Source organism: Streptomyces sp. NPDC007971 (assembly GCF_042958635.1).
Taxonomy (GTDB): domain Bacteria; phylum Actinomycetota; class Actinomycetes; order Streptomycetales; family Streptomycetaceae; genus Streptomyces.
The window spans coordinates 1-26,930 of record NZ_JBIBJK010000016.1 but is presented as its reverse complement, the minus strand read 5'-3'; the positions used below and the strand labels follow the sequence as shown (position 1 = coordinate 26,930).

At 68.5% G+C, this 26,930-nt stretch carries 20 protein-coding genes; 16 read left to right on the top strand and 4 right to left on the bottom strand.

Features of this window, described 5'->3' with window-relative positions; all coding sequences use genetic code 11:
* The 7 genes from ACFZCP_RS30280 (at position 1) to ACFZCP_RS30250 (ending at position 9,529) form a co-directional block, all read left to right on the top strand.
* Complete coding sequence (locus ACFZCP_RS30280; protein WP_391432936.1) at positions 1-1,806, top strand: hypothetical protein; 1,806 nt, start codon at positions 1-3, stop codon at positions 1,804-1,806.
* A gap of 90 nt (positions 1,807-1,896) precedes the next feature.
* Positions 1,897-3,129 (top strand): S8 family serine peptidase, encoded by a 1,233-nt coding sequence (locus ACFZCP_RS30275; protein WP_391432932.1) that lies wholly within the window; start codon positions 1,897-1,899, stop codon positions 3,127-3,129.
* Positions 3,130-3,262: 133 nt separating this feature from the next.
* A complete protein-coding gene (locus ACFZCP_RS30270) occupies positions 3,263-3,607 on the top strand; it encodes a WXG100 family type VII secretion target (protein WP_391432929.1) in 345 nt (114 codons plus the stop codon).
* Positions 3,608-3,684: 77 nt separating this feature from the next.
* A complete protein-coding gene (locus ACFZCP_RS30265) occupies positions 3,685-3,984 on the top strand; it encodes a WXG100 family type VII secretion target (RefSeq protein WP_391432925.1) in 300 nt (99 codons plus the stop codon).
* Positions 3,985-4,086: 102 nt separating this feature from the next.
* A complete protein-coding gene (locus tag ACFZCP_RS30260; protein ID WP_391432922.1) occupies positions 4,087-5,085 on the top strand; it encodes a serine/threonine protein kinase in 999 nt (332 codons plus the stop codon).
* Between the two features lie 14 nt (positions 5,086-5,099).
* Positions 5,100-7,295 carry a protein kinase gene (locus ACFZCP_RS30255; protein WP_391432919.1) on the top strand — a complete coding sequence of 732 codons (2,196 nt, stop codon included), beginning with the start codon at positions 5,100-5,102 and terminating at the stop codon, positions 7,293-7,295.
* 119 nt (positions 7,296-7,414) lie between these two features.
* Positions 7,415-9,529, top strand: a complete 2,115-nt coding sequence (locus tag ACFZCP_RS30250) for a protein kinase (protein WP_391432915.1) — start codon at positions 7,415-7,417, stop codon at positions 9,527-9,529.
* 119 nt (positions 9,530-9,648) lie between these two features.
* Here ACFZCP_RS30250 and eccCa read toward each other — a convergent pair whose 3' ends face one another.
* Positions 9,649-13,614, bottom strand: coding sequence for a type VII secretion protein EccCa (gene eccCa, locus ACFZCP_RS30245; protein WP_391432912.1), 3,966 nt, complete (start codon positions 13,612-13,614; stop codon positions 9,649-9,651).
* 337 nt (positions 13,615-13,951) lie between these two features.
* On the opposite strand from eccCa, the gene eccD reads away from it, so the two are divergent.
* Positions 13,952-15,460, top strand: a complete 1,509-nt coding sequence (gene eccD / locus ACFZCP_RS30240; protein WP_391433390.1) for a type VII secretion integral membrane protein EccD — start codon at positions 13,952-13,954, stop codon at positions 15,458-15,460.
* A 134-nt stretch (positions 15,461-15,594) separates the two neighbouring features.
* Here the strand turns inward: eccD and ACFZCP_RS30235 are convergent, their stop codons facing one another.
* On the bottom strand, positions 15,595-15,888 hold the full coding sequence (locus ACFZCP_RS30235; RefSeq protein ID WP_391432909.1) for a DUF397 domain-containing protein: 294 nt from the start codon (positions 15,886-15,888) through the stop codon (positions 15,595-15,597).
* Between the two features lie 273 nt (positions 15,889-16,161).
* On the opposite strand from ACFZCP_RS30235, the gene rpsO reads away from it, so the two are divergent.
* From rpsO to ACFZCP_RS30210, 5 genes are all read left to right on the top strand, one after another.
* A complete protein-coding gene (gene rpsO, locus ACFZCP_RS30230) occupies positions 16,162-16,449 on the top strand; it encodes a 30S ribosomal protein S15 (RefSeq protein WP_055632174.1) in 288 nt (95 codons plus the stop codon).
* A 380-nt stretch (positions 16,450-16,829) separates the two neighbouring features.
* On the top strand, positions 16,830-19,049 hold the full coding sequence (locus tag ACFZCP_RS30225; RefSeq protein WP_391432905.1) for a polyribonucleotide nucleotidyltransferase: 2,220 nt from the start codon (positions 16,830-16,832) through the stop codon (positions 19,047-19,049).
* Positions 19,046-20,425: an insulinase family protein gene (locus tag ACFZCP_RS30220; RefSeq protein ID WP_391432902.1), complete on the top strand. Its 1,380-nt coding sequence runs from the start codon at positions 19,046-19,048 to the stop codon at positions 20,423-20,425. Before ACFZCP_RS30225 ends, ACFZCP_RS30220 begins: the two co-directional genes overlap by 4 nt.
* Positions 20,426-20,553: 128 nt before the next feature.
* A complete protein-coding gene (dapB, locus tag ACFZCP_RS30215; RefSeq protein ID WP_362690698.1) occupies positions 20,554-21,306 on the top strand; it encodes a 4-hydroxy-tetrahydrodipicolinate reductase in 753 nt (250 codons plus the stop codon).
* Positions 21,307-21,331: 25 nt separating this feature from the next.
* On the top strand, positions 21,332-21,784 hold the full coding sequence (locus tag ACFZCP_RS30210; protein WP_362690695.1) for a hypothetical protein: 453 nt from the start codon (positions 21,332-21,334) through the stop codon (positions 21,782-21,784).
* Positions 21,785-21,935: 151 nt separating this feature from the next.
* On the opposite strand, the gene ACFZCP_RS30205 is transcribed toward ACFZCP_RS30210, so the two are convergent.
* Positions 21,936-22,490, bottom strand: a complete 555-nt coding sequence (locus ACFZCP_RS30205) for a hypothetical protein (protein ID WP_391432897.1) — start codon at positions 22,488-22,490, stop codon at positions 21,936-21,938.
* Positions 22,491-22,579: 89 nt separating this feature from the next.
* A complete protein-coding gene (locus ACFZCP_RS30200) occupies positions 22,580-22,816 on the bottom strand; it encodes a hypothetical protein (protein WP_362690689.1) in 237 nt (78 codons plus the stop codon).
* Positions 22,817-22,986: 170 nt separating this feature from the next.
* Between ACFZCP_RS30200 and thyX the strand changes: the two genes are divergently transcribed.
* The 3 genes from thyX (at position 22,987) to ACFZCP_RS30185 (ending at position 26,682) form a co-directional block, all read left to right on the top strand.
* Positions 22,987-23,730 (top strand): FAD-dependent thymidylate synthase, encoded by a 744-nt coding sequence (thyX, locus tag ACFZCP_RS30195; RefSeq protein WP_391432894.1) that lies wholly within the window; start codon positions 22,987-22,989, stop codon positions 23,728-23,730.
* A 210-nt stretch (positions 23,731-23,940) separates the two neighbouring features.
* The gene (dapA, locus tag ACFZCP_RS30190; protein WP_362690683.1) at positions 23,941-24,840 is read left to right on the top strand and encodes a 4-hydroxy-tetrahydrodipicolinate synthase; all 900 of its coding nucleotides are present in this window, start codon (positions 23,941-23,943) and stop codon (positions 24,838-24,840) included.
* A gap of 156 nt (positions 24,841-24,996) precedes the next feature.
* Positions 24,997-26,682: an RNase J family beta-CASP ribonuclease gene (locus ACFZCP_RS30185; protein WP_391432891.1), complete on the top strand. Its 1,686-nt coding sequence runs from the start codon at positions 24,997-24,999 to the stop codon at positions 26,680-26,682.
* The last annotated feature ends 248 nt before the right edge of the window (positions 26,683-26,930 follow it).

The window sequence follows — 26,930 nt, the reverse complement described above, 5'->3', positions numbered from 1 at the left end:
ATGACTGACAAGCACGACGCCGATCTGAACCGAGTCGGCGATCAGAACAAAGCCACTGACTGGATTCGCGGTTACGAGAGCAGCACCCCGCCCGGCGGGTTCCTCTTCGGTTTCGTCGACACGGCGATCAGAGGCTCGTCTTTCGGGCGCGCGGTCGCCACGCGGACGGACTTCGCCAAGCACGACCTCTCGCTCAACGAGATGATCGACATGGTCGAGCAGACGGACCCGGAGGATCTCGAATCCTCCGGCAAGGCTCTGTGGGATGCGCGCGACGCCATCAAGAAGGCAGCGGACGATCTCGACGGCCACATCGGCAGGGTCCATTGGGTCGGTGTGTCGGGAGACTCCTTCCGCACCTGGGGCAAGGAACTGGTCACCAACACGCAGTACCTGAGTGAGTTCGCCGGATCGGCGGGTGACGAGATCACCGCTGCCGCCGTGGGGCTTGCGGCAGTCCGCGGTGCCATGCCGCCTCGTGACGCCGAAGCGAACCGGAAGCGGCCCGACAAGTTCACAGCGGCCGAGAAGACGGCGGACAAAGAGGGGTACGCCAAGGCCGTAAAGGTGGAGAAGGACCGCCAAGAGGCGATCAACCAGATGAATCGGTTGGCGTCGTACTATGCGGTGTCCGAAGAGGTGCTGGCGTCTTTGCCTGCCGAGAAGCAGAAGCCAACCTTCACGTCCATGCCTGACGTGGGGGTTCCTCGGCCCAAGGAATTGCACGATATTGGCAATCCCGGACATGCCGCGGCCTCTCCTGGAAGCAGCGGATCGAACCCTTCTATGGGTCACCACCCGACCGCGCCGAGTGGTGACGTCACCAGGCACGTCACAAGTGATTCTCCGGTGCCCACGAAACACATCCCCGACCAACTCCCGCACCCCGACCAGGTCCCGCACCCGCACCCGCACCCGCACCAGCCGGTCGGCACGCACATCGACACCACCGGCACGCTGCCTCCGCCCACGACCACGGGTGGGACCAGTCACACTCCGCCGGTCGTGAGTACGCCTCCCACAACTGGCGGCCAGCCTGTGTTCGATGGCCCCTTCGGGACTCCGATTCCCAATGCCACGTCTGGCCGGAGCCTGAGCGGAACAGGTGGCTTCCGTACCCCTCCGTCCCCTCAGGGCCGCGCCGGTACCTCCGGTCTGAACAAGCCGGGCTCCGGACGTTCCCTGGGGGAAGGGCCCATGAACCAGATGGGACGCGCCACGTCGGCGGGTCAGTCTGGTGTCAAGGGGACCACTTCCGTACCGAAGTCGCCTGCGATGGGCCGGGCGGTCACCGGCGGTACGCCACGACCTGGCGGCACGGCGCCACCACGTACGAACAGCGGCCCGACCACTGGTGCCGGCCGGTCCAATGGAGTCGTCGGGGGACGGCCCTCCGCCACGAATCCGTCGTCGAAGAACGGGTCGAGGATTCCTCGCGGTACGGTCATCGGCGGCGAAGAAGGCGCCAACTCCCGGCCCACGAACGGTCGACTCGGCCAGCGTGGTGTCTTCGGAACGTCCGAGCCGACGGCGCGAGCCGGTTCGGGTGCTACCGGGTCCCGTACTGGTGCGGGAACGTCCGAGGCTGTCACGGGCCGGCCGACCGCGCGCAACTCCGCGGCAGGAGCTGAGCGCAATGGCATGACCCGTGGTGGTGCCGGATTGACGCGCGGCGCCGGCCGCAACGGAAAGTCTCGGGACGAGGGCAGGACAGAGGGCTCGCCGCGGCCTGATTACCTGGTCGAAGACGAAGAGACACACCTGCCCGACAACCCCCGGCGCGACGTGCCGCCGGTGGTCAACTGAGCACGAGCGAGGACACGGAAGACGATGAAGTCAGGGATCAGCCGACGAGCCGAGCAGGCTACGTTCGACAGAACGCGCTGCGGTAGACGAGTGCGTGCTGTGGCCGCGGTCGTCGGCGCCCTGGCCGCGACGACCGTGGGCTTGGCCCCAAATGCCGCCGCGGACGATGTTCAGTCGAAGCAGTGGTATCTGGCGCCGATGCAGGCCGAAAAGATGTGGAAGGTCAGCACGGGGAAGGGCGTTAAGGTCGCTGTCATCGACAGCGGGGTGAACGCGAACACTTCCTCACTCAAGGGGCAGGTCCTGGCTGACGAAGTCCCTAAGTCGGTTGCGTACCGTGCAACAGACGACTACATCGGCCATGGAACGACAATGGCCGAGTTGATCGCGGGTACGGGGGCTGGGGGTGGCCTTAAGGGATTGGCGCCAGGAGCAAAAATCGTCCCGTATCGCTCTGTGTTCGATGGTTTCAAGGGCGGGGCAGATGAGAAGAGGAAAACGCCCGACACCACAGACGAGATTAGAGCGGCATCCGACACTGATGTAAAGATCATCAACATGTCCTTCGGGGCGGAGGGGCCGAGTTCCACGGAAAAGTCGGCTATTGAATACGCCGCCTCGAAGGGTAAATTGCTGATCGCTGCAGTTGGCAATGATGGCCGGAAAACTGGGGATACCATTGGTTACCCGGCTGCCTACTCGTACGTAGTCGGCATCGCCTCAGCAGACAAATCCCTCACAGTGTCAAAGTTCTCCTCGTCCGGAAACTACGTGGACCTCTCGGCTCCGGGCCAGGGATTCCCCGGGTGGTGTGACGCGACCTTCCGCTCGTACTGCGACAACGTGAACGGTACGAGTTCGGCAGCAGCAATTGCCTCAGGCGCCGCCGCCCTGATCTGGTCCGCCCATCCTGACTGGACGGTGAACCAGGTCACCCGGTCCCTGATCGACACGGCGGGTCGAACGTGGGCGAAGAACGACCCGAGCAGGTACGCCGGCTACGGGTTCATTCGTCCCCGGCTGGTTCTTGAGAATCCGAACTACGACGCAGGCCCGGCGCACGTCGACCCGCTGGCGAAGTACAACGACGGCGACCTGCTGGCAAAGGCTGGATCTTCTCCCTCCTCTTCGCCCTCCACTTCTGCATCAACCCCGTCACAAGCCCCGGAAAAGGGTTCTTCCGGCGGGACTTCAGCGGCAGGATCAAGCGCGGAATCGTCGAACGACAACAACACCCTCTGGATCGCGCTCGGTGCCGCCGCTGCAGTCGTCGTGATCGGCGGTGCAGGCGTGGCCGTCGTGCGCGCGCGGCGCGCCAGGTGACGTCGGCAGCCGCCTGTGGCCCTGTGCACCATGGGCACGGCATGCGGTGCGGGCTCACCACCGAACAGTTCTGACCGGTGGTGAGCCGACAACAGTTGGACCAAAGAGACAGACAGAGAAAGGGCGGGCTGACATGTCCGGCAACAAGCAGAAGCTTGAAGATGCACAAGTAATCGACCTGCAGAAGAAGATGGCCGACAAGTACGACAACATCCGGAAGCGTGTGCACTCGCTTCAGGGTGTGATCGACGGCCTCGAGGGTCAGTGGCAGGGTATCGGCCGCGCCGCGTTCGACAAGAAGCAGTACGAGATCAACGAGTCGTTGAAGAACATCGGCGACATCCTCGGCGACGTCATCGAGGCGATGACCGCGACGCGCAACATCAAGGACAGCAAGGAAGACGAGGTGCGCTCGTCCGTCAACAAGATCAGCGTGCAGGACGGCGCTCCCACCGTGTCTGCCCTGAGCTCCTACTGAGTCGAGCGGCACTCAGGACATCTGCCGGGCAGCCGGCAACCCATCAGGCGCACAGCAGCGAGACGAGGTAAACAAGCATGGCCAACAACGCTGAGGGACTGTCCGTCACTTATGACGGGCTCGACGTCGCGGCAACCAAGATCGGTAACGAGGCGAGCCACCTCGAGCAGGACCTGCAGGAGCTCAGGAAGATGGTGGTGAGCAGCCTGCATTACTGGGAGGGCTCGGCTCAGGACACCTTCAACGAGAAGCTGCACCGTTGGGACAAGGAGGCGAACGACATCCACCAGGCGCTGACCGGTATCGGCCATGTCGTCGCCCAGTCCGGCGGTACGTACATGGAGGGTGACAAGAAGGCGGCCGGCTACTTCCGTTAAAACGGGGCTGGCAGAAGCAACTTCAGGGTGGGCGCGCGCGGGAGGCGCCCACCCTGCTCTTGTGCGAGTCACGGAACTTAGCCAGAGAGACGAAGAGTGAACATGAGCGCGCCAGGCACTGGGCCGGGTACTCGAGGCACACGGCAGATAGGCCCGTACACGGTCGTCACCCGGCTCGACACCGGCATTCCGGCGCACACACCAGTCTCCGAGCGCCGCTTCATCGCCCGCAGCGCCGACGGCGACCGCACTGTACTGCTCAGCACACCCCTGACGGGAGTCGACCCTCAGCGTTTCATGGCCGAAGCCGACGCCTCCCGTTACCTCCTGGGGCCCTGGGTCCTGCCGGCCGTCGAACTCGCCGCCCCGGGCGAGCAGGCGTGGCATGCGCGTGCCTATGTGCCCGCGCTTCCGCTGCCCGTCGCCCTCGCCGTGCACGGTGGTCCGCTGCCCGAGCGGACTGTTCAGGCGCTCGCCGTGGCACTGGCCGAGAACCTCGCCGTGATCCACGGGCAGTACCTGACCCACGCGGGGCTCTGCCCGTCCGCCGTGCTGATCGCCGCGGACGGACCCCGGCTTACCTGCTTCGGGGCGGTGCGGGCCGCCGCGCCGGACGGTGTCGCACGGCAGGAGGCGCCCGGGCTCGACCTCGGCAGCCTGCCGCCCGAGCAGGCCGAGGGCGGGCAGCCGCGCCCGCTGGGCGACGTATACGCGCTCGGTGCGACGCTCGCCTATGCCGCTACCGGGCACACGATGCCGGAACGGGACGAGCTGCCGCCGACGCTGCGCTCGCTGGTCGCCCGCTGCCTGTCCCGCGACCCGACTCACCGGCCACAACTCTCCGAGATCGTCGATGAATTGGCGGAGGTCAGCCAAGCAGACGCTCCCGCGGGTTTCGCTGTGCCCATGCGTGCGGACACGCTGCTCGGTCCCGGCTGGCTGCCTGCCCGACTCCTTGCCGCCGTCGTCCATCAGTCGGCGTCAGTGCTGGCAGCGGAGGCGCAGCTTCCGGCACAGCCCCAGGCACCGGTACATCCGGTCCGGCAGTCGGGCGGCGCTCCGCCGCAGGGCGTCGTAGCCCACCAGAGTCCCAACCACTGACGACAAGAATCTTCATGCCGACTCCCCTCACCCACGATGATCCCGTCGTCCTCGGCCCCTACCGGCTCATCGCCCGGCTCGGCAGCGGAGGCATGGGCACCGTCTACGTCGCACGGTCCGCCGGTGGACGTACTGTCGCCCTGAAGACCATGCATGCCGGTATCGCCACCGATGCGGCCGCCCGCACCCGTTTCCGGCTGGAGGTGGACGCGGCCCGGGTCGTCGGCGACCAGTTCGGGGCACGGGTGATCGACGCGGATCCGCTGGCAAAGACGCCCTGGCTGGCCACGGAGTATGTGCTCGGACCCCCGCTCGACGAGGCCGTCGAGGTCGGGGGACCGCTGCCGGAGCAGTCCGTACGGGCCCTGGGCGCCGCCCTGTGCTCGGCGCTCGGCCAGCTGCACCGCTCGGACGTCGTGCACCGCGACCTCAAGCCGTCCAACATCATGGTCACCGCCTACGGGCCGAAGGTCATCGACTTCGGCATCGCGCGGGCGATCGGTGACGACCGGCTCACCCGTGCCGGTGCCGCCGTCGGTACACCGGCCTTCATGTCACCGGAACAGGCGACCGGACAGGAGCATGACTCGGCCGGTGATGTGTTCGCCCTCGCCGGAGTACTGGTGTACGCGGCCACCGGTCGCGGCCCGTTCGGGAACGGGCAGGCAGCGGATCTTCTGTACCGGGTGCGGTACGCGGAGGCGGACCTCAGCGGTGTACCGGCCGCGCTCGTCCCCTTGTTCTCCCAGTGCTTGGACAAGGAGCCGGCAAAGCGACTCACCACCGCTCAGCTGGCATCTCAACTCCATGACGGAAGAGGCGAGTTCGCCGAATTTCTGTCCCCCGGGCTGCTCGCGGACATCGGGCAGCGGGCAGCCGACGTCTGGCGCTTGGTGCCGCAACGGCTGCCCGCGCCGGCGGTCGGGCCGGAGACTACTGCGGGGCAAACCGCACGCGGCGCGCGCCCGTCACGGCGCAGGTTCCTGGCCATAGGCGGAGCACTCGCCGGTAGCGCGGTGATCGGCGGAGGCGCGTGGTGGTGGCGGGATCACGCCGCAGTGCGGAGCGGCGGCGGTACGCCCGCGCAGGGCAACGCACACCCGACACGGAACGTCGCGCCACTGTGGGCGTACACGCTCGACTCCTCGATCGCGAGTGTGTTCGGTCCGGTCGTTCCTCAGGCGATCGGTGGGGTGATCGTCGTTCCCATGGGATATCTGACCGAGGGCGTCAGTCCGACGAGCGGATTCAGGAAGTGGCAGGCCTACCCTGGCGAGAACAGCTGGCAGACGTTTGTGGCGGGTGGCCGGCTCTACTGGCTTCCGATCAAGCCTGACACGGACAGCGGAATCGGGTCCGCTCTCACCCTCCAAACCGCCGATCCGAAGAACGGAAAAGCCGTGAGGACCCTGGCCCGGTTCCCAGGCACCAATGACGAGCTCCCAGCGCATCAACTCCTGTGCGTCACCGACCACGCCGCATACGTCGCCGTAGGCGACGGGAAATACAGTGAAGTCGGCTACTTCACGCCCGCACAGACCTTCACCCTGCGCGCCGTCGACATCGGCACCGGCAAGCTCATGTGGTCGAAGCCACTGCCCACACGGCCCGCCGAAAGCTCGAGGTTGCATTTCCTCGCCACGAAGGCCGTCGGCAGTCGCCTGGTGACCCTCCAGGAGGTGAAGGAGGGGACCGTCCACATCGTCGTACGGGACGCTTCGACCGGAGCCGTCCTGTGGGAGCGGCCGTACGGCGTCGACGACCCGGACATCCTGCGGGGCGGGATCGCCGCGGACAACGATCATCTGTATCTCGGCGGCAGCCGGCTCTGGGCGCTTCGGCTGAGCGACGGGGTCGTGGCGTGGAAGACCTCGACAGAGCACGCATACGGTCCACCGGCACTCAAGGCGGGCGTGCTGTACGCCGTGGGCGAAGGCACTGGTCTGACGGCGGTGGACGCACGCAGCGGAAAGGTGCTCTGGACCGAGCAGGGCGGCGAGGTGACCGAGGCATCCACCGCCTGGCCGCCGGTCGTCGGCACCCGCTACGCGTACTACAGGAACGGGACCCTGCTACGCGCGATCAGCCTGTCGGACCACACGACGTCGCTGACGTACCAGTCGAGCGGCAAGCAGTTCTACGCGGACACGGACTCCAAGTTGGTCCTCAGCGTGGACAGCCAATACCTGACGGCCTATCCCCTCCAGTGAAGTGACCTTGAAGCGGCAGGGCACCGGCCCTGCGGATCACCGACCCCGTGGAACGGCGCATGACGACGGTCTCGCCGCCCGGCCGCTCCCACCGACACCCTCCGGGCAGAAGGACCCCCATGAAACCCCTCGGTACCGGCGACCCACTCCGCCTCGGTCCCTATCGCGTTCTCGGCGTTCTCGGCGAAGGCGGCATGGGCAAGGTCTACGTCGGCCAGGACGGCACCGGCAGCCTCGCCGCCGTCAAGGTGCTCAGGCCTGAGCTCACCCACGACACCAACCTCGCCCAGCGGTTCGTGCGCGAGGCGCAGGCCGCGCAGGCGGTGCTCAGCAACGGCATCGCGAACGTGCTCGGCGCGTGGACCGAGGGCGGACGGCCCTGGATCGCCACCGAGTTCCTCGCTGGGCTCACCCTGGACGAGGCCGTCGAAACCTACGGGCCTCTCGACGAGACCGCTCTGCGCGCCCTTGCCACCGCGCTCGCCCGGACCCTCGCCGACATCCATGCTGCCGGGTTCATCCACCGTGACCTGAAGCCGCCCAACATCGTGCTCACCTCGGCCGGACCGCGCATCATCGACTTCGGCATCGCCCGACCCGAACACGGGCTGACCCTGACCACGACCGGGCAGGTACCCGTCACGCCGGGGTACGGCGCTCCCGAGCAGGTGCTCGGACACCGAGTGGCTCCATCGGCGGACGTGTTCTCGCTCGGCGCGGTTCTCGCCTACGCGGCAAGTGGCAGACGGGCGTACGAGGGCTCCCATGTCGCGGCCGTGCAGTACGAGGTGGTGCACGGCGAACCACAGCTCGGCAGCATCGCACCGCATCTGGCGGCGCTGATCCTGCCCTGCCTGGCCAAGGACCCTGCCGCGCGTCCTGCCCCGCCCCAGATCGTCCAGGTCATGGCGGCGCCCAAGGGGGCCGATCGGGTGTGGCGGCGCGGACCGGTCGCCGATGCCATCAAGGAGCGGGAAGCCGGGGCACGCCGGCTGCACCTACCGGTCACGACCGAGCCAACCCCATCCGTCACCCGCAGGCGTCTGCTCACCGGGCTCGCCGCCGGAGGCGTGGTCCTGGCGGGCGGGGGCGGCACGGCGGCGTGGTGGCTCGGATCGCGGGCCGGCTCGACGAAGACGAAGAGCAGCCCCTTCGACATTCCTGCGGCCGTGCGCATCCCCGTACAGAAGCTGGACCCTCACGGCATCGTGGACCCGATCAACAAGGAGGTCGATGCAACGCTCCTGTGGGAAGCGCACGGGGAGGCGGACGCCTACTCCCAGACGCTGCTGCCGATCGGGGACGTCATCGTTTTCGGTGTCGCGACCGGAGGCATCGCGGGATTCGACGTCACCAGCGGCAAGCGTCGCTGGAGCGCGCCTCACCTCAAAGCGAAGAGCGGCTATCTGTCTCTTTCCGACCGGTTGGTCATCGGTGTCGACGACAAGGGCGTCCTACGGACCTTCGTGCCTTCCACAGGCGAACCCAAGTGGACCTGTCCGGCAGCGGAGGCGGCGGCGCTGCTCGCGGCCGACAACGACGCGGTGTACGTCGTGACGAAGGACCACAGACTGCGCAGCGTGAACCGCTCCGACGCCAGGATCCGCTGGACGGCGGCCGTCCCCACGAAGTTCCGCGGGCATCTGCTCGCCCCTGCCGTCGTCGGCCAGGGCAGGCTGGTGATATCGGCCACGGACGGGACTGTGCTCGTCGTGCACACCAGCGATGGCAGCACGGCATGGACCCGTCTCGACCAGGACGAGGACCTCACGGTCCGCCCGGCCGTCTACGACGACACGGTCTACATCAACGGCAAGTCCCTGGACGCCCGTCGGCTCAGCGACGGAACGAGAATCTGGAACACCAAGCTCGACGACTGGGAGACCGACGGGTACAGATGGAGCCCTGCCGCGGCCTACGCGGACGCGGTCTACACGAACGCGGGTGCCGGCACCAGGTGCCTGGACAAGGGCAACGGCAAGGTGGTGTGGGAGGCGTCCCAGAACGCCACTTACGGGAGCCCCGTGGTACGACAGGGACACGCCGTCTGGACATTCGGCAGTGTCACCAACGGGTACGGGCCGCAGCTGTCGATCAATGCCCTGCGAGCCTCGGACGGACAGGAATCACGGAGCTATCTGGTCCCCGATCCCGACTACTCTCTCCTGGCCGCCGCCGGAAACCGCATCTTCGTCATGCACGACAGCTCGGTCGTCGCTCTTTCGACGTTCTGAGCCGCGAACGCGACCGGCGACCGGCGACCGAAGTCAGCACAACAGGATGCCGCGGACCCACATGGCCCGCGGCATCGGGTTCGGCCCAAGAGCCGTATCCGTCGGAAGACGACTGACCGTCAGGACTCCACGAGCCCCACCTGCACCATCGGCTTCCCCCGCTTGCGCGACACGAAGACACCCCGCCCGGCAGGCATCGGCCGCGGCCGCACTCCGCCGAGCAGGTCACCCTCGGTCGAATCACCCGCAAGAACCACACCCTGGGCGCCGAGTTCCTTGATGCGCTGCATGAACGACTCGTAGCCGGCACGCCCTGCGCCCGCCGTCGAGCGCGCGATGATGAAGCGGACGCCGACGTCGCGGGCGAACGGCAGCAGTTCCGTCAGGCCCGCCAGCGGGTTGCCGCTCGACGTGGACACGAGATCGTAGTCGTCGATGACGACGTACACGGTGGGGCCCCGCCACCAACTCCGGTTGCGCAACTGCTCCGCGGTCACGTCGGCCGTCGGCGTGCGGCGCTGCATCAGGTCGGCCAGTGCGTCCATGTGGTGCTGCATCTGGTTCGACATGGGGATGTACTCCGCCAGGTGGGAGTCCGGGGTCACCCCGAGCAGCGAGCGGCGGTTGTCGATGACGAACAGCTTGCAGCTGTCACCGTCGTAGCGCTCGGTGAGGCGCTTGATCAGCAGCTTCAGCAGGTTCGACTTGCCGGACTCGCTTTCGCCGAACACCAGGAAGAACGGATCCTGATCGAAGTCGACGAACACGGGCTCGAGGTTGTCCTCGTCGAGGGCGAAGGAGACGCCGCGCTGGGGGAAACGGTCGCCCGGGGGGAGCTGTGCCGCCGAGAACTCGCGGGGCAGCAGACGGACCGCCGGCGCGCCCGGCTCCTGCCAGTGGCGGGTGACCTCGGCCGCGAGGGCCGTCGTCGCCTCCGCGAGGTCCGTGTCGGAGGAGAGGCCGTCGATGCGCGGGACCGCTGCCATGAAGTGCTGCTTCTGCGGGGTCTGGCCGCGTCCCGGTACTCCGGTGGGGACGTTGGCCGCGACCTTGCGGTCGATCTCGGAGTCCATCGGGTCACCCAGCCGCAGCTCCAGGCGGTTCATCAGGTGGTCCTTGAGGTTCGCGCGGACCTCCATCGAGCGCGAGGCGGTGAGCACCAAGTGGATGCCATAGCCCAGACCCCGCGCGGCGATGTCCAGGACGAGCGGCTCCAGGGCTTCGTAGTCGGTGCGGAAGTTGCCCCAGCCGTCGATGACCAGGAAGACGTCACCCCAGGGCTGGTCGGTCATCGAGATGTCGCCACGCGCGCGGCGGGAGCGGAACTCTGCAATGGAGGAGATGCCCACGGAGCGGAAGTACTCCTCACGGCGGGTCAGGACGCCGTACACCTCGGCCGCCGTACGCCGGACCTTCTCGGGGTCCAGGCGCGAGGCGACACCGCCCACATGCGGCAGGCCGGCCACCGCGGTCATACCGCCGCCACCGAAGTCCAAGCCGTAGAACTGCACTTCCTGCGGGGTATGGGTCAGCGCGAACGAGGCGATGAGCGAACGCACCGCCGTCGACTTGCCGGACTGCGGGCCGCCGATGATCTGCATGTGGCCGGCCGCGCCGCCGAAGTCGATCCACAGCGGGTCGCGCCGCTGCTCGTAGGGCTTGTCGATGAGGCCGACCGGGACGACGAGGCGTCCCGCGCCCTCGTAGCCCGGCTGGGTCATGCCGCGTCCCGGCACCGGGGCGAGCCCCGGCAGCAGGGCGTCGAGCGAAGGCGGGCTGTCCAGCGGGGGCAGCCACACCTGGTGGGCGGCGGGCCCCTGCGCCTCCAGGCGCCGCACGACGACGTCGAGCACGGTGTCGGCAAGGGCGTCGTCCCGCCGCTCCTCGACCGCCTGCTTGCGCTGCTGCGGGACCGGCACATACTGCACCGGGACCTCGGACGCCGTGAAGAGAACGGGCCTGCGGTCGACGGGCAGCGGACCGCCGAGCGCCGCAGCCTGCTGCGAGCTCGTGCGGTACACGCCGGAGACGTACGCCGCCTTGAAGCGCACCATTTCGTCCGTACCGAACTTCAGGAAACCCGAACCCGGGACGTTCGGCAGCTCGTAGGCGTCCGGGACGCCCAGCGCGGCGCGCGACTCCGCCGCGGAGAAGGTCCGCAGACCGATGCGGTACGAGAGGTACGTCTCCAGGCCGCGCAGCCGGCCCTCCTCCAGGCGCTGCGAGGCCAGCAGCAGGTGCACTCCGAGCGATCGGCCGATGCGGCCGATCTGCACGAACATCTCGATGAAGTCCGGCTTCGCGGTGAGCAGTTCGCTGAACTCGTCGATCACCAGGACGAGTGACGGGATCGGCTGCAGCGCCGCGCCCGCCGCCCGTGCCTTCTCGTAGTCGTGGATGTTCGCGTAGTTGCCCGCGTCGCGGAGCATCTCCTGGCGGCGGTTGAGCTCACCGCGGATCGAGTCACCCATGCGGTCGACGAGGGTCAGGTCGTCGGCGAGGTTGGTGATCACGGCTGCCACGTGCGGCAGCTGGGCCATGCCCGCGAACGTGGCACCACCCTTGAAGTCGGCCAGGACGAAGTTCAGCGTCTCGGAGGAATGGGTCACGGCGAGGCCGAGGACGAGCGTGCGCAGCAGCTCCGACTTGCCGGAACCGGTTGCACCGACGCACAGGCCGTGTGGGCCCATGCCCTCCTGCGCCGCCTCTTTGAGGTCCAGCATCACGGGACGGCCGTCCTCGCCGAGACCGATCGGCACGCGCAGCCGCTCCGACTGCGAGCGCGGCCGCCAGGTCCGCTTCGGATCGACCGAGGCCGCATCGCCCAGGTTCAGCAGGTCCGTGAACTCCAGGTTGGCGAGCAGCGGTTCGTCGTCGTCCCCGCCCGACGCCACACGCAACGGTGCCATTTGGCGGGCGAGAGCCTCCGCGGCCTCGTACGACAAAACGTCCGGCGTTCCCTCGTACACCATGCCGTGCGCCGACTCCAGGCGCAGCTCCTTGGGCTGCACGATGACGGAGAGGTCGCCGCGGCCGATGGTGAGGTCGCCCGGCACGACCTCCAGGACCGTCACGCCCTGCAGGCCCTCCGGGCTGGCCAGCAACGACGAGGGCGGCAAGGAGATGCCGTCGAGTACGACCACCAGGTGCGGCTGCTCCGCAACCGGCTGTCCGCCGGGGTGGAAGCGCGGGCGGCCCTCAAGACGGGAGGCGAGCCGGTCCTCCAGCTCCACCGGGTCGGTGGTGATCAGGCGCATGCTGCCGGCGCCGTCGGCGAGGCCCGGGGCCTGCATGTGCGGCAGCCACTTGGCCCACTCCCACTGAGGCGCCGCCTCGCGTCCGGTGACGACGGCGATGACCAGATCCTCGGGGGAGTGCAACGAGGCGAGGGAAGCGGCGACGGCACGGGCAGTGCCGCGCACGGTGCCCGGCTCGCCGCTGATCGTCACGTGGTAGAAGGCGCGCAGCGAGACCGCCATCGGCAGGTCGTCAAGGGCGTTGTGCGTGGCCAGGAAACGCTGCATGGCACCCGCAGTCAGCGGCTCGAGCTCGTCGACCGGAGCGGTCTGCGGCGGGATCAGGGGAGTGGCCAGAGCCTGCGGACCGAGGCCCACGCGTACCTGTCCGAAGTCCTCGTCGGAGGTGCGCCGTTCCCACACCCGGCTGCCCTCGGCGACCAGTGCCCACAGCTGCTCGGGCGAAGGGTGCAGGTAGTACTGGGCGTCCCGCTGGGACTTCGCGGTCTCCAGGGCGTCGCGCCGGGTCTGCGACAGGTAGCGGAGGTAGTCACGGCGAAGGTCGGCCATCTGTCCCTGGCTGCCACGGCGGTAGCGCACCAGCATCGAGATGCCCATGGCGATCGTCGACGCCACCATGACCATGCCCATGATCTTCATGAAGGGCTGGGCCTGGGGGTTGAAGAAGAACACCACGGACCCGCCCATGCCGAGCATGGGCAGGAGCTGCATCAGAGCGCCTTCCTGCTGACCGCGCGGAAGTTCCGGCGGAGCCTGCAGTACGACCTCGTCCGTGGGCACTTCCTTCGGCAGTGCCCGCGGTGGGCGCTTGACGACGATGTGGCTCACTACGCACCAATTCCCTTGCCGGACCGAGATTTTTCGTCCGCCGCCCCGTGTCAGGCGAACGCCGATCGCGAAGCGCGATCCTACTGACAACTGCCGACAACGGCGGGCGGTAGGGTGCCGGTGAGACGCGTGAGCAGTTGCGAATCGTTCCAGGGAAACCCGGGCAATTCGCAACGGTTCGAAGGGTGTGCCTCCCCTCAAACCCCGGATGTGACCGCTCGGTCGGCCGGCGCAGCGGGGGTCACGGCACAACCTGCACAGGATCTTTACGGGCGGAAGGGTGCTCGGCGGCACCGCACGCCGTCCCACCACCGACGAGGGGGAACAGCAGGTGAGCATGACGGCCTCCGCGCCGGCCGGCGCGACCGGTGGACCGGGCACCGGAGCCCCTTCCGGGGCGGGCATGGGATTCGGCTTCTGTCGGGTCACCATCGTGGCGCCCGACAGCCGCATCGACGTGGCGTTGCCCGACGACGTACCGGTCGCCGACCTGTATCCGGAGATCCTGCGCCTGTCCCAGCAGAACCCTGCCGAGGGCGCTCCGGTCGGCTACCACCTCGTACGGCGTGACGGCACCGTCCTTGACGGCGCCCGGTCCTTCACGGCGCAACGCATTCTCGACGGCGAACTGCTCACCCTGCGTCCGTTCGCCGAGTCGCTGCCGCCTGCCGTCGTCGACGATGTCTCCGAGGCGGTGGCCTCCGCCGTCACCCGCGACCGCACCCTGTGGAGCGGCGACCTCACCCGTGCCGCCGGTCTCGTAGCGGGCGGAATCCTGCCTGCACTGCTCGCTTTTGTGGCCTGGAGCTCTCAGGTCCGCCACGACATGCACAGCCTGCAGGGCGTCATCGCGGGCGTCACCGGCATCCTGCTGATCACCCTCGCCTGCGTACGCGCGCGTGTGTACGACGACCGGGGTTCCGCGGTGGCTCTGGGACTCGGAGCCCTGCCGAACGTCGCCGTGGCCGGTTCCGGGCTGCTGTCGCTCTCCAGCGGCCAGGGCATCGGACGACTTCAGTTCCTGCTCGCCTGTACGGCGGTTCTCATCGCCTCAGTCGTGTTGACACTGGTGTCACCGGGCGGTGACGGACCCTTCGTGGCCTTCGTCTTCGCTTCCGCCATCGGCCTGGTCACCAGCTTCATCGCGATCCTCACCGAACTGAGGCCCATCGAGACAGCCGCCATCTGCGCCCCGCTCTCTGTCGTGGCGCTGGCCTTTCTGCCGGGGCTGTCCATGCGCTTTGCGCGACTTCCCATCGGGTTCGAGCCGCCCAGTCCCGCTCGCGGCGGCTATGACACCGGCGAGCGCGCCGCGCAGGAGCCCGTGGACGTCGAACGTGTCGCCGCTCAGGCCCGGCGTGGCCACGAACTCCTCGTCGGCCTGGTCGGGGGCTGTGCCCTGGTCGCCGTGGGCGCGTCGATCGTCCTCGGCTTCTCCAGCAACACATGGGCCCAGCTCCTGGCCCTCGCGACCGGCCTGGCGATGCTGATGCGGGCGCACCTCTTCCGTTACACCGCGCAGGTCGGCGCCACGCTGGCCGCCGGCCTCGCAGCGATCGTCTTCCTCGGTCTCGGGCTCGCACTGAATCCGCCCCGGGGGTATCTGATCGACGCCCTCCAGGGCAACACCACCTCGCTCGACATCCGCAGTGTGTGGCTCGCCGCGGCCGTCGGCGTGGCCACCGCACTCGTCACCGCCATCGGTCTGATCACTCCGCGGCGCGGTGTCACCCCCTTCTGGGGGCGCTTCCTGGAGATCGCCGAGAGCTTCGTGCTGCTCACGCTGATCCCGCTGGCCCTGGCCGTGTTCGACGTGTATGCGCAGGCGCGGGCGATGACCAGCTAGCCGAGGGCTCGCGCGGCCCGGGGTCTCTGCCCCTCCGCCAAGAGTCCTTGCCCTTGTCACGGAAGCCCTCAGTGGAGCCCGTCGCGGAAAAAGGGGCGGCACGCGCGCGTGCCGCCCCTTTCACCACGGTGTGCTCACTGCACGTCGAGCCCCCCGTTGTGCGGCATCGGCCTCAGATCGAACTCCCCGTCCCGCGCGCCCAGCACGAACGCCCGCCACTCCGCCTCCGTGTACCGCAGCACGGTGTCGTGGTCGAGGGAGGACCGCATGGCGACCGCGCCCTCGGGCAGGTACGCGATCTCCACCCGCTCCTCGTGCTCCTCCGTGCCCGGTGCGCAGTGCCACTCGACGCCCGAGATGTCGAGCGCGTACAGCTCGTCGCGCTCCCGGTCCTTGCGCGCCTTGATCTCCGCTTCCGTCTCCGCCATACCGAAGCGACCCCTTCCCGACGTCCGTACGATCAGCACGTTCACCCTAGTGGCCGACCCAGCCGGACCCGGGCCGTTCCGGAACCCGGGAGAAGGTGGCCTGAACTGCCTGGTACCCTGGTCGACGGCCGTTTGTGTACGCACCTCCGGAGCCCGCTCGACGTGGGTCCTGGAGGCCGCGCCCTGCGGATCCCCGCCTTCCGAGTCACGGAAGCTCCCCCGAGATGCAGACCGGGGGCGCTCGGAGGCACTCACAGACTATGAGGAGTACGCGTGTCGCTCGACGCCGCTACGAAGAAGCAGATCATCGCCGAGTTCGGCCAGAAGGAGGGCGACACCGGCTCCCCCGAGGTCCAGGTCGCCATGCTCTCGCGTCGGATCTCCGACCTGACGGAGCACCTCAAGACCCACAAGCACGACCACCACTCCCGCCGTGGTCTGCTGATCCTGGTCGGTCAGCGCCGTCGCCTGCTGCAGTACCTGGCGAAGAAGGACATCCAGCGCTTCCGCGCGCTGGTCGACCGCCTGGGCATCCGCCGCGGTGCGGCGGGCGCCAAGTAGGACGCCATGAAGGGAGCGGTTCCCGGGAGGATTCGGGAGCCGCTCCCTTTGCCGTACGCAGGGCGTTGCCGTATGAACGGCGTCGCCGAGCGTACGGAAGCATCCGTCGTACGTGCGGAAGCATCCGTCGTACGTGCGGAAACGTGCGGAGTGTCACTCACGCTTTGTAGTGTGGTAGCACAACGCATTACGGACGACACAGCACGATAAGAAGAGGAGAAGTGCACCTCGCCGCCGCCGGTCCTCGGTAGTGGCCCCCGGGGGGAAGCGAGCCCCGGGTGCTTCGATCGAAGACCGGCCCGCACAGCCCGGCGCGCTTCTCCACAACCGTCCCCCTGCCACACGGGCAGCCGAGGGACGAAGACGAGGAGAAAACGCTAGTGGAGAACGAGACCCACTACGCCGAGGCCGTCATCGACAATGGCGCCTTCGGTACCCGTACCATCCGTTTCGAGACGGGCCGCCTGGCCAAGCAGGCCGCCGGCTCCGCCGTGGCGTACCTGGACGACGACACCATGGTGCTGTCGGCCACCACCGCCTCCAAGAACCCCAAGGACCAGCTCGACTTCTTCCCGCTGACGGTGGACGTCGAGGAGCGGATGTACGCCGCCGGCAAGATCCCCGGCAGCTTCTTCCGCCGTGAGGGCCGCCCCTCCGAGGACGCGATCCTCACCTGCCGTCTCATCGACCGCCCGCTGCGCCCGTCCTTCAAGAAGGGCCTGCGCAACGAGATCCAGGTCGTCGCGACGATCATGGCCCTCAACCCCGACCACCTGTACGACGTCGTGGCGATCAACGCCGCGTCCGCGTCCACGCAGCTGGCCGGTCTGCCCTTCTCCGGCCCGATCGGCGGCGTCCGCGTCGCGCTGATCAACGGCCAGTGGGTCGCGTTCCCGACGCACACCGAGCTCGAGGACGCCGTCTTCGACATGGTGGTCGCCGGCCGCGTCCTGGAGGACGGCGACGTCGCGATCATGATGGTCGAGGCCGAGGCCACCGACAAGACGATCAAGCTGGTCGAGGGCGGCTCCGAGGCCCCGACCGAGGAGGTCGTCGCCGCCGGTCTCGAGGCCGCGAAGCCCTTCATCAAGGTCCTGTGCCGCGCCCAGGCCGACCTGGCGTCCAAGGCCGCCAAGCCGACCGGCGAGTTCCCGATCTTCCTCGACTACCAGGACGACGTCCTGGAGGCCCTCATGGCCGCCGTCCGCCCCGAGCTGGCCCAGGCGCTCACCATCGCCGGCAAGCAGGAGCGCGAGGCCGAGCTGGACCGGGTCAAGGGTCTGGCCGCCGAGAAGCTCCTGCCGGAGTTCGAGGGCCGCGAGAAGGAGATCTCCGCCGCGTACCGCTCGCTCACCAAGCAGCTGGTCCGCGAGCGCGTGATCAAGGAGAAGAAGCGCATCGACGGCCGCGGTGTCACCGACATCCGCACGCTGGCCGCCGAGGTCGAGGCCATCCCGCGGGTCCACGGTTCCGCGGTGTTCGAGCGTGGCGAGACCCAGATCCTGGGCGTCACCACCCTCAACATGCTCCGCATGGAGCAGCAGCTGGACACCCTCTCCCCGGTGACCCGCAAGCGCTACATGCACAACTACAACTTCCCGCCGTACTCCACCGGTGAGACCGGCCGCGTCGGCTCCCCGAAGCGCCGCGAGATCGGCCACGGCGCCCTCGCCGAGCGCGCTCTCGTGCCGGTCCTGCCGGCGCGCGAGGACTTCCCCTACGCGATCCGCCAGGTCTCCGAGGCGCTGAGCTCCAACGGCTCGACGTCCATGGGCTCGGTCTGCGCCTCCACCATGTCGCTGCTGAACGCCGGTGTGCCGCTGAAGGCCCCGGTCGCCGGTATCGCCATGGGTCTGATCTCCCAGGAGATCGACGGCGAGACGCACTACGTCACCCTCACCGACATCCTCGGTGCGGAGGACGCCTTCGGTGACATGGACTTCAAGGTCGCCGGCACCAAGGAGTTCGTGACCGCCCTCCAGCTCGACACCAAGCTGGACGGCATCCCGGCCTCCGTCCTGGCCGCGGCCCTCAAGCAGGCCCGCGACGCTCGTCTCCACATCCTCGACGTGATGATGGAGGCCATCGACCGGCCCGACGAGATGTCCCCGCACGCCCCGCGGATCATCACCGTCAAGATCCCGGTGGACAAGATCGGTGAGGTCATCGGCCCCAAGGGCAAGATGATCAACCAGATCCAGGAGGACACGGGCGCCGAGATCACGATCGAGGACGACGGCACGATCTACATCGGTGCCGCCGACGGCCCGTCCGCCGAGGCCGCCCGCGCCACGATCAACGGCATCGCCAACCCGACGATGCCCGAGGTCGGCGAGCGCTACCTCGGTACGGTCGTGAAGACGACCACCTTCGGTGCGTTCGTCTCCCTGCTGCCCGGCAAGGACGGTCTGCTGCACATCTCGCAGATCCGCAAGCTCGCCGGCGGCAAGCGCGTGGAGAACGTCGAGGACGTCGTCGGCGTGGGCCAGAAGGTCCAGGTCGAGATCGCCGAGATCGACTCCCGCGGCAAGCTCTCCCTCATCCCCGTGATCGAGGGCGAGGAAGGCTCCGAGGACACGAAGGACGACGCCGAACAGTGACGTCCCGTAGCTCCAAGGCGACGGCCCGCACCTCTTCGGAGGCGCGGGCCGTTGCCCGTACCCAAACCTTGATCAAGGGCACCAACGGCATCGGTACGGTCCGCAAGACCACCCTCCCGGGCGGTCTGCGCGTCGTCACCGAGACGCTGCCCTCCGTGCGCTCGGCGACCTTCGGGATCTGGGCCCACGTGGGCTCGCGCGACGAGACGCCGTCGCTGAACGGCGCCACGCATTACCTGGAGCACCTGCTCTTCAAGGGCACCGACCGCAGGTCCGCCCTGGACATCTCCTCCGCCATCGACGCGGTCGGCGGCGAGATGAACGCGTTCACGGCCAAGGAGTACACGTGCTACTACGCGCGCGTGCTCGACACCGACCTGCCGCTCGCCATCGACGTCGTCTGCGACATGCTGACCGGCTCGCTCATCCTCGAGGACGACGTCAATGTCGAGCGCGGCGCGATCCTCGAAGAGATCGCGATGACCGAGGACGACCCGGGCGACTGCGTGCACGACCTGTTCGCGCACACCATGTTCGGCGACAACGCCCTCGGCCGCCCGGTCCTCGGCACCGTCGACACGGTCAACGCCCTCACCGCCGACCGCATCCGCCGCTTCTACCGGAAGCACTACGACCCCACCCACCTGGTCGTCGCCTGCGCCGGCAACATCGACCACAACAAGGTCGTGCGACAGGTCCGCGCGGCCTTCGAGAAGGCCGACGCCTTCAAGAGCCCCGACGCGCAGCCCATCGCCCCGCGCCACGGCCGCCGTGCGATCCGCACGACGGGCAAGGTGGAGCTGCTCGGCCGCAAGACGGAGCAGGCGCACGTCGTCCTCGGTATGCCGGGCCTGGCCCGCACGGACGACCGGCGCTGGGCCATGGGCGTGCTCAACACCGCCCTCGGTGGCGGCATGTCCTCCCGGCTCTTCCAGGAGGTCCGGGAGAAGCGCGGCCTGGCCTACAGCGTGTACTCGTACACCTCCGGCTTCGCCGACTGCGGCCTGTTCGGTGTGTACGCCGGCTGCCGCCCGAGCCAGGTGCACGACGTGCTGAGGATCTGCCGCGACGAGCTCGACCATGTCGCCCAGAACGGCCTCTCGGACGACGAGATCGGCCGTGCCATCGGCCAGCTCCAGGGCTCCACGGTCCTGGGTCTGGAGGACACCGGCGCGCTGATGAACCGTATCGGCAAGAGCGAGCTGTGCTGGGGTGAGCAGATGTCCGTCGACGACATGCTGGCCCGGATAACGGCGGTCACCCCGGACGAGGTCCGCTCGGTCGCCCGCGACATCCTGGGACAGCGCCCGTCGCTGTCGGTCATCGGCCCGCTGAAGGACAAACAGGCCGCACGGCTGCACGACGCCGTCGCCTGACCAGGGCCGGTCCGCGCACGTAGGTCCGTTCCCGTCCGTCGGTCCGTTCCAGTCGGTCCGTTCCCGTCCGTCCGTTCCCTTCCGGTCCATTCACCTCCGGTCTATTCACCTCCGTAAGGAAGCAACAGATGAGCAAGCTGCGCGTGGCGGTCCTCGGTGCCAAGGGCCGGATCGGGTCCGAGGCCGTACGGGCGGTCGAGGCCGCCGAGGACATGGAACTGGTGGCCGCCCTCGGCCGCGGCGACAAGCTGGAAGCGCTGGCGGAGACCGGTGCCCAGGTCGCCGTCGAGCTGACCACCCCCGCCTCCGTCATGGGCAACCTCGACTTCTGCGTGCGCCACGGCATCCACGCGGTCGTCGGCACGACGGGCTGGACCGACGAGCGCCTCGCGCAGCTGAAGGGCTGGCTGGCCCAGTCCCCCCGGACGGGCGTGCTCATCGCGCCGAACTTCTCCATCGGCGCCGTGCTGACGATGAAGTTCGCGCAGATCGCCGCGCCGTACTTCGAGTCGGTCGAGGTCGTCGAGCTGCACCACCCGAACAAGGTGGACGCCCCCTCCGGCACCGCCACGCGCACCGCTCAGCTCATCGCCGAGGCCCGCCGCAAGGCCGGCACGGCCCCCGCGCCGGACGCCACGGTCACCGCGCTGGACGGTGCCCGCGGGGCGGACGTGGACGGCGTCCCCGTCCACGCCGTGCGCCTGCGCGGCCTCCTGGCCCACCAGGAGGTGCTGCTCGGCGCCGAGGGCGAGACCCTCACCGTCCGCCACGACTCCCTGCACCACAGCAGCTTCATGCCGGGCATCCTGCTCGGCGCCCGCCGGGTGGTGTCGACTCCGGGCCTGACCTTCGGCCTGGAGCACTTCCTGGACCTGAACTGAGACCCGAGCAGAGCCCGAACACGTCATGCGCGCGAAGATCACTTACCTCGTCACGGCCGCCGTCCTGCTGTTCTACTTCGTCCTGGTCGGCAGCCGCGGCGTCATGCTCATCCAGTCCGGCACGGTCCTCACCGTCACCTTCGGGATCGCGGTGCTGATCCTGCCGGTCATCGGCCTGTGGTTCCTGTGGAAGAACACCCAGTTCGTCCGCAAGGCCAACCAGCTCGCCGCCGAACTCGACGCCGAGGGCGGTCTGCCCGTCGACGAGCTGAAGCGCACCCCGGGCGGCCGTATCGACCGAGACTCCGCCGACGAGGTCTTCGCCAGGCGCAAGGCCGAGACGGAGGCGGCCCCGGACGACTGGCGCAGCTGGTTCCGGCTCGCCGTCGCCTACCACGACGCCCGGGACACCCCGCGCGCCCGCAAGGCCATGCAGAGGGCCATCGCGCTGCATGACGGCAGAACCGTCCAGGCCTGAGCCTTCCGGTACGTCGCCGTCCGGGCCTGAGCCTCCCCGGCACCTCGCTTCCAGGCCTGAGCCTCCCCGGCACCCCCGCCGGTACGCCGAAGGGGCCGGTCCGCACTCCCGCGGACCGGCCCCTTCGTCCTGCTCGTCCTGCCTGCGACGGTCAGCCGCGCCCGTACTCGGAGGCCCAGACCTCCACCGCGTCCGCCGCCCGGTCGAAGGCCGCCGGACGGTGCAGGAAGTCCAGGCTGTGCGTGGTCAGCAGCGGCGGAGTGTCCTCGACGGCCCGGTCCTTGCGCACGAGCGTCAGAGCCTGCCCCTGCACCGTGCGCGGCAGCCCCAGCCAGCGCACCGGCTGCTGGGCCGTCCGCACCGCGACCACGTGCTTCCAGGGCACCGTACGGGTCGCCAGGAGACTCACGTGGCGCAGCCCGTGCGCGCTCACCCAGACACCCATGCGCAGTATCCGCAGTGCGCCCGCGATGACCACCACCGCCACGGTGAGGACCGTGCCCGCGGAGGACGCCGAGCCGGTCAGGGCGATGAGGACCGCCGCGAACAGCACGAACGAGGCGAGCAGCAGCCACAGGGCGGCCCCGCCCACCCGCCAGGGCCCCGGCCGGTAGGGGCGCCGCCAGCGCTCCCGGTCGTCGTGGGGCAGCGCGCTCTCGGATGCCGCGTCGAAGGTGCGGTCGGCCGTCAGGAAGGGCAGGGGCACGGCTGGTCCTCACTCGTTCCTCGCGTGGGCTGTGCCCGGTGAGGCTATCCGGCCGGAATCCCGCCCACCACCCGGGGCGGCCGGAAGAGTCAGTGCCCCTGTGAGGCCTGGGACTGCGGAGCCGGCGTACCCGACGGCGCCGACATCGACGGCATGCCGAGGATCACCGCGCCGACCAGTCCGGCGACGATGGTGAGGCCCAGCAGCCAGCGCCCCGCCATCTGACCGATGGAGGCCCGCTCGCGGGGCGGGGGAGCGACATTGCTGCGGAACCTGTCGGCCTCGGCCACGAAGGCGAAGGGCACGGGCTCACGCCGACGGAACATGGGGCGCACCTGTCCTCTCGGGGGGAACTTGCGTATCGAACGTATGGTCCTCACCGATACAGACGCTCTGGTCGCACAAAAGGTGCCCTTGTCCGAAAAAATCCGCGACGGAGTCACGGTTCGGGACTGTCGGAGGTCCCCCGTACAGTGGGCGCGAACCTCAAGAAGTGATGGGAAGGACCCCCGTGACCACCCCCGAGTCGCTCACCCTGCGCAGTGACGTCACCGTCGAACTCGTGAAGTCCAGCGCGTCGGATGCCGACGTCCTCTTCGCCGCCCGAGTCTCGACGCTCGGCGAGCAGTCCCTGGACGAGCTGAAGAAGGACCCCGAGCGCTCCAAGGGCCTGATCAACTACCTGATGCGCGACCGGCACGGCAGCCCGTTCGAGCACAACTCGATGACCTTCTTCATCAGCGCCCCGATCTTCGTCTTCCGCGAGTTCATGCGGCACCGGGTCGGCTGGTCCTACAACGAGGAGTCGGGCCGCTACCGGGAGCTCGAGCCGGTCTTCTACGTCCCCGACGAGTCCCGCAAGCTCGTGCAGGAGGGCCGCCCGGGCAAGTACGTCTTCGTCGAGGGCACCCCGGCCCAGCACGAGACCGTGCGCGGCACCCTCGCGGAGTCCTACGAGCAGGCGTACGCGGCCTACCAGAAGCTGCTCGCCGAGGGCGTCGCCCGCGAGGTGGCCCGCGCCGCCCTCCCCGTCGGCCTGTACTCCTCGATGTACGCCACCTGCAACGCGCGCTCCCTGATGCACTTCCTCGGCCTGCGCACCCAGCACGAGCTGGCCAAGGTGCCGTCCTTCCCGCAGCGGGAGATCGAGATGGTCGGCGAGAAGATGGAGACGGAGTGGGCGAAGCTCATGCCGCTCACCTACGCGGCCTTCAATACGAACGGCCGTGTGGCCCCGTAGGGACGCCTGTTCCCCCGCTCGGAACGGATGTGCGGGCCAGCGTCGCGAAGTGTCCGTATTGCGGCATTTAGAGAAGTTCATCTAGCCTGATCAAACGGACCCGGCACTGCTTGAACCCCCGAGCAGGCAGTGCCGGGCTCCGCATTTGTCCGGACTTTCCTGATACCCCGAGGGCAGACCACGCATTGAGCACCGAGTAGCGTGTTACCCATGGCTCCGACCTCGACTCCGCAGACCCCCTTCGGGCGGGTCCTCACCGCCATGGTCACGCCCTTCACGGCGGACGGCGCACTCGACCTCGACGGCGCACAGCGGCTCGCCGCCCACCTGGTGGACGCAGGCAACGACGGCCTGATCATCAACGGCACCACCGGCGAGTCCCCCACCACCACCGACGCGGAGAAATCGGACCTGGTACGAGCCGTACTGGAGGCGGTCGGAGACCGCGCCCACATCGTGGCCGGCGTCGGCACCAACGACACCCACCACAGCCTTGAGCTGGCCCGCGAGGCCGAGCGCATCGGCGCCCACGGCCTCCTGGTCGTCACGCCGTACTACAACAAGCCCCCGCAGGAGGGCCTGTACCGGCACTTCACGGCCGTCGCGGACGCCACCGGGCTGCCCGTCATGCTCTACGACATCCCCGGCCGCAGCGGCGTCCCGATCAACACCGAGACGCTGGTCCGCCTCGCCGAGCACCCCCGGATCGTCGCCAACAAGGACGCCAAGGGCGACCTCGGGCGCGCGAGCTGGGCCATCGCCCAGTCCGGCCTCGCCTGGTACTCCGGCGACGACATGCTCAACCTGCCGCTGCTCTCCGTGGGCGCGGTCGGCTTCGTCTCGGTGGTCGGCCACCTCGTCACCCCCGACCTGCGCGCCCTCGTCGACGCGTACAACTCCGGCGACGTCGTCAAGGCCACCGAGATCCACCAGAAGCTGCTCCCGGTCTACACCGGCATGTTCCGCACCCAGGGCGTCATGACCACCAAGGCCGCGCTCGCCCTCCAGGGCCTGCCCGCCGGTCCCCTGCGCGCCCCCATGGTCGAGTGCTCGCCCGAGGAGATCGCCCAGCTCAAGATCGATCTTGCTGCCGGCGGGGTACAGCTCTGACAACAGACTTGGCACCACCCGAGCTTCACAACTGAATCGACAACTGCATACGCAGGCCACCGGTGCCTGCACCCCACAACGACAACTGCTTCTGCACGAACGTCATGCGCGCCACGTGCCCGACCGGTACGTGGCGCGCGTGGTGAGGAGAGTCTTTTGAGTCATCCGCATCCTGAACTCGGCCCGCCCCCGCCGCTCCCCACGGGAGGCCTGCGGGTCACCCCGCTCGGCGGTCTCGGCGAGATCGGCCGCAACATGACGGTCTTCGAATACGGCGGCCGTCTGCTGATCGTCGACTGCGGCGTGCTTTTCCCCGAGGAGGAGCAGCCCGGAATCGACCTGATCCTGCCGGACTTCTCGTCCATCCGGGACCGCCTCGACGACATCGAGGGCATCGTCCTCACGCACGGCCACGAGGACCACATCGGCGGCGTGCCCTTCCTGCTCCGCGAGAAGCCGGACATCCCGCTGATCGGCTCCAAGCTGACCCTCGCCCTGATCGAGGCCAAGCTCCAGGAGCACCGGATCCGCCCCTACACCCTTGAGGTGGCCGAGGGGAACCGCGAGCGCATCGGCCCCTTCGACTGCGAGTTCATCGCCGTCAACCACTCCATCCCGGACGCCCTGGCGGTCGCCATCCGCACCCCCGCCGGCATGGCGGTGCACACCGGCGACTTCAAGATGGACCAGCTCCCGCTGGACAACCGGCTCACCGACCTGCACGCGTTCGCCCGGCTCAGCGAGGAGGGCATCGACCTCCTTCTCGCCGACTCGACGAACGCCGAGGTGCCGGGCTTCGTCCCGCCCGAGCGCGACATCTCCAACGTCCTGCGCCAGGTCTTCGCCGGCGCCCGCAAGCGGATCATCGTGGCGAGCTTCGCCAGCCACGTCCACCGCATCCAGCAGATCCTGGACGCGGCCCACGAGTACGGCCGCCGCGTGGCCTTCGTCGGCCGCTCCATGGTCCGCAACATGGGTATCGCCCGCGACCTCGGCTATCTGAAGGTCCCGCCGGGCCTGGTGGTCGACGTCAAGACGCTCGACGACCTGCCGGACCACGAGGTGGTCCTGGTCTGCACGGGTTCCCAGGGCGAGCCGATGGCGGCCCTGTCCCGCATGGCCAACCGCGACCACCAGATCCGGATCGTCGACGGCGACACGGTCATCCTGGCCTCGTCCCTCATCCCCGGGAACGAGAACGCGGTCTACCGCGTGATCAACGGCCTCACCCGCTGGGGCGCCAACGTCGTCCACAAGGGCAACGCCAAGGTGCACGTCTCCGGCCACGCCTCCGCCGGTGAGCTGCTGTACTTCTACAACATCTGCCGCCCGCGGAACCTGATGCCGGTCCACGGCGAATGGCGCCATCTGCGCGCCAACGCCGAACTGGGCGCCCTGACGGGTGTCCCGCACGACCAGATCGTCATCGCCGAGGACGGCGTGGCGGTCGACCTGATCGAGGGCAAGGCGAAGATCTCCGGCAAGGTCCAGGCCGGTTACGTCTACGTCGACGGCCTCTCCGTCGGCGGCGTCGGCGAGCCGGCCCTGAAGGACCGCAAGATCCTCGGCGACGAGGGCATCATCTCGGTCTTCGTGGTCGTCGACTCCTCCACGGGCAAGATCACGGGTGGACCGCACATCCAGGCGCGCGGTTCGGGCATCGACGACTCGGCCTTCGCCGATGTCATCCCGAAGATCACGGAGTCCCTGGAGCGGTCCGCCCAGGACGGCGTCGTGGAGCCCCACCAGCTCCAGCAGCTGGTGCGCCGCACCCTCGGCAAGTGGGTCTCGGACACGTATCGCCGCAGGCCGATGATCCTGCCGGTCGTGGTGGAGGTCTGACACCTCGTCCGGGTGAACCAGGAGCGGGGCGTCTCGATTTGCATCGGGGCGCCCCGCTCCAGTACGTTTACGGCCTCGCCCAGTTGGGAACCCCAGTCCTTCATGTGATGGACAGACAGGTGCCCTGGACCGGGTGGGAAATCCGACTCAGACCTTCTGATAAAGTCGGAACCGCCGGAAAGGGAAACGCGAGAGCGAGAACCTGGAAAGCACCGAGGAAATCGGATCGAGAAAAGATCTGATAGAGT

Bases quoted from the DNA above. Each gene is read 5' to 3' on its own strand.
- ACFZCP_RS30280 (WP_391432936.1), top strand. From the start codon at position 1: ATGACTGACAAGCACGACGCCGATCTGAACCGAGTCGGCGATCAGAAC.
- ACFZCP_RS30270 (WP_391432929.1), top strand. From the start codon at position 3,263: ATGTCCGGCAACAAGCAGAAGCTTGAAGATGCACAAGTAATCGACCTG.
- ACFZCP_RS30265 (WP_391432925.1), top strand. From the start codon at position 3,685: ATGGCCAACAACGCTGAGGGACTGTCCGTCACTTATGACGGGCTCGAC.
- ACFZCP_RS30260 (WP_391432922.1), top strand. From the start codon at position 4,087: ATGAGCGCGCCAGGCACTGGGCCGGGTACTCGAGGCACACGGCAGATA.
- ACFZCP_RS30255 (WP_391432919.1), top strand. From the start codon at position 5,100: ATGCCGACTCCCCTCACCCACGATGATCCCGTCGTCCTCGGCCCCTAC.
- ACFZCP_RS30250 (WP_391432915.1), top strand. From the start codon at position 7,415: ATGAAACCCCTCGGTACCGGCGACCCACTCCGCCTCGGTCCCTATCGC.
- eccD (WP_391433390.1), top strand. From the start codon at position 13,952: ATGACGGCCTCCGCGCCGGCCGGCGCGACCGGTGGACCGGGCACCGGA.
- ACFZCP_RS30235 (WP_391432909.1), bottom strand. From the start codon at position 15,888: ATGGCGGAGACGGAAGCGGAGATCAAGGCGCGCAAGGACCGGGAGCGC.
- dapB (WP_362690698.1), top strand. From the start codon at position 20,554: ATGAGCAAGCTGCGCGTGGCGGTCCTCGGTGCCAAGGGCCGGATCGGG.
- ACFZCP_RS30210 (WP_362690695.1), top strand. From the start codon at position 21,332: ATGCGCGCGAAGATCACTTACCTCGTCACGGCCGCCGTCCTGCTGTTC.
- ACFZCP_RS30200 (WP_362690689.1), bottom strand. From the start codon at position 22,816: ATGTTCCGTCGGCGTGAGCCCGTGCCCTTCGCCTTCGTGGCCGAGGCC.
- thyX (WP_391432894.1), top strand. From the start codon at position 22,987: ATGGGAAGGACCCCCGTGACCACCCCCGAGTCGCTCACCCTGCGCAGT.
- dapA (WP_362690683.1), top strand. From the start codon at position 23,941: ATGGCTCCGACCTCGACTCCGCAGACCCCCTTCGGGCGGGTCCTCACC.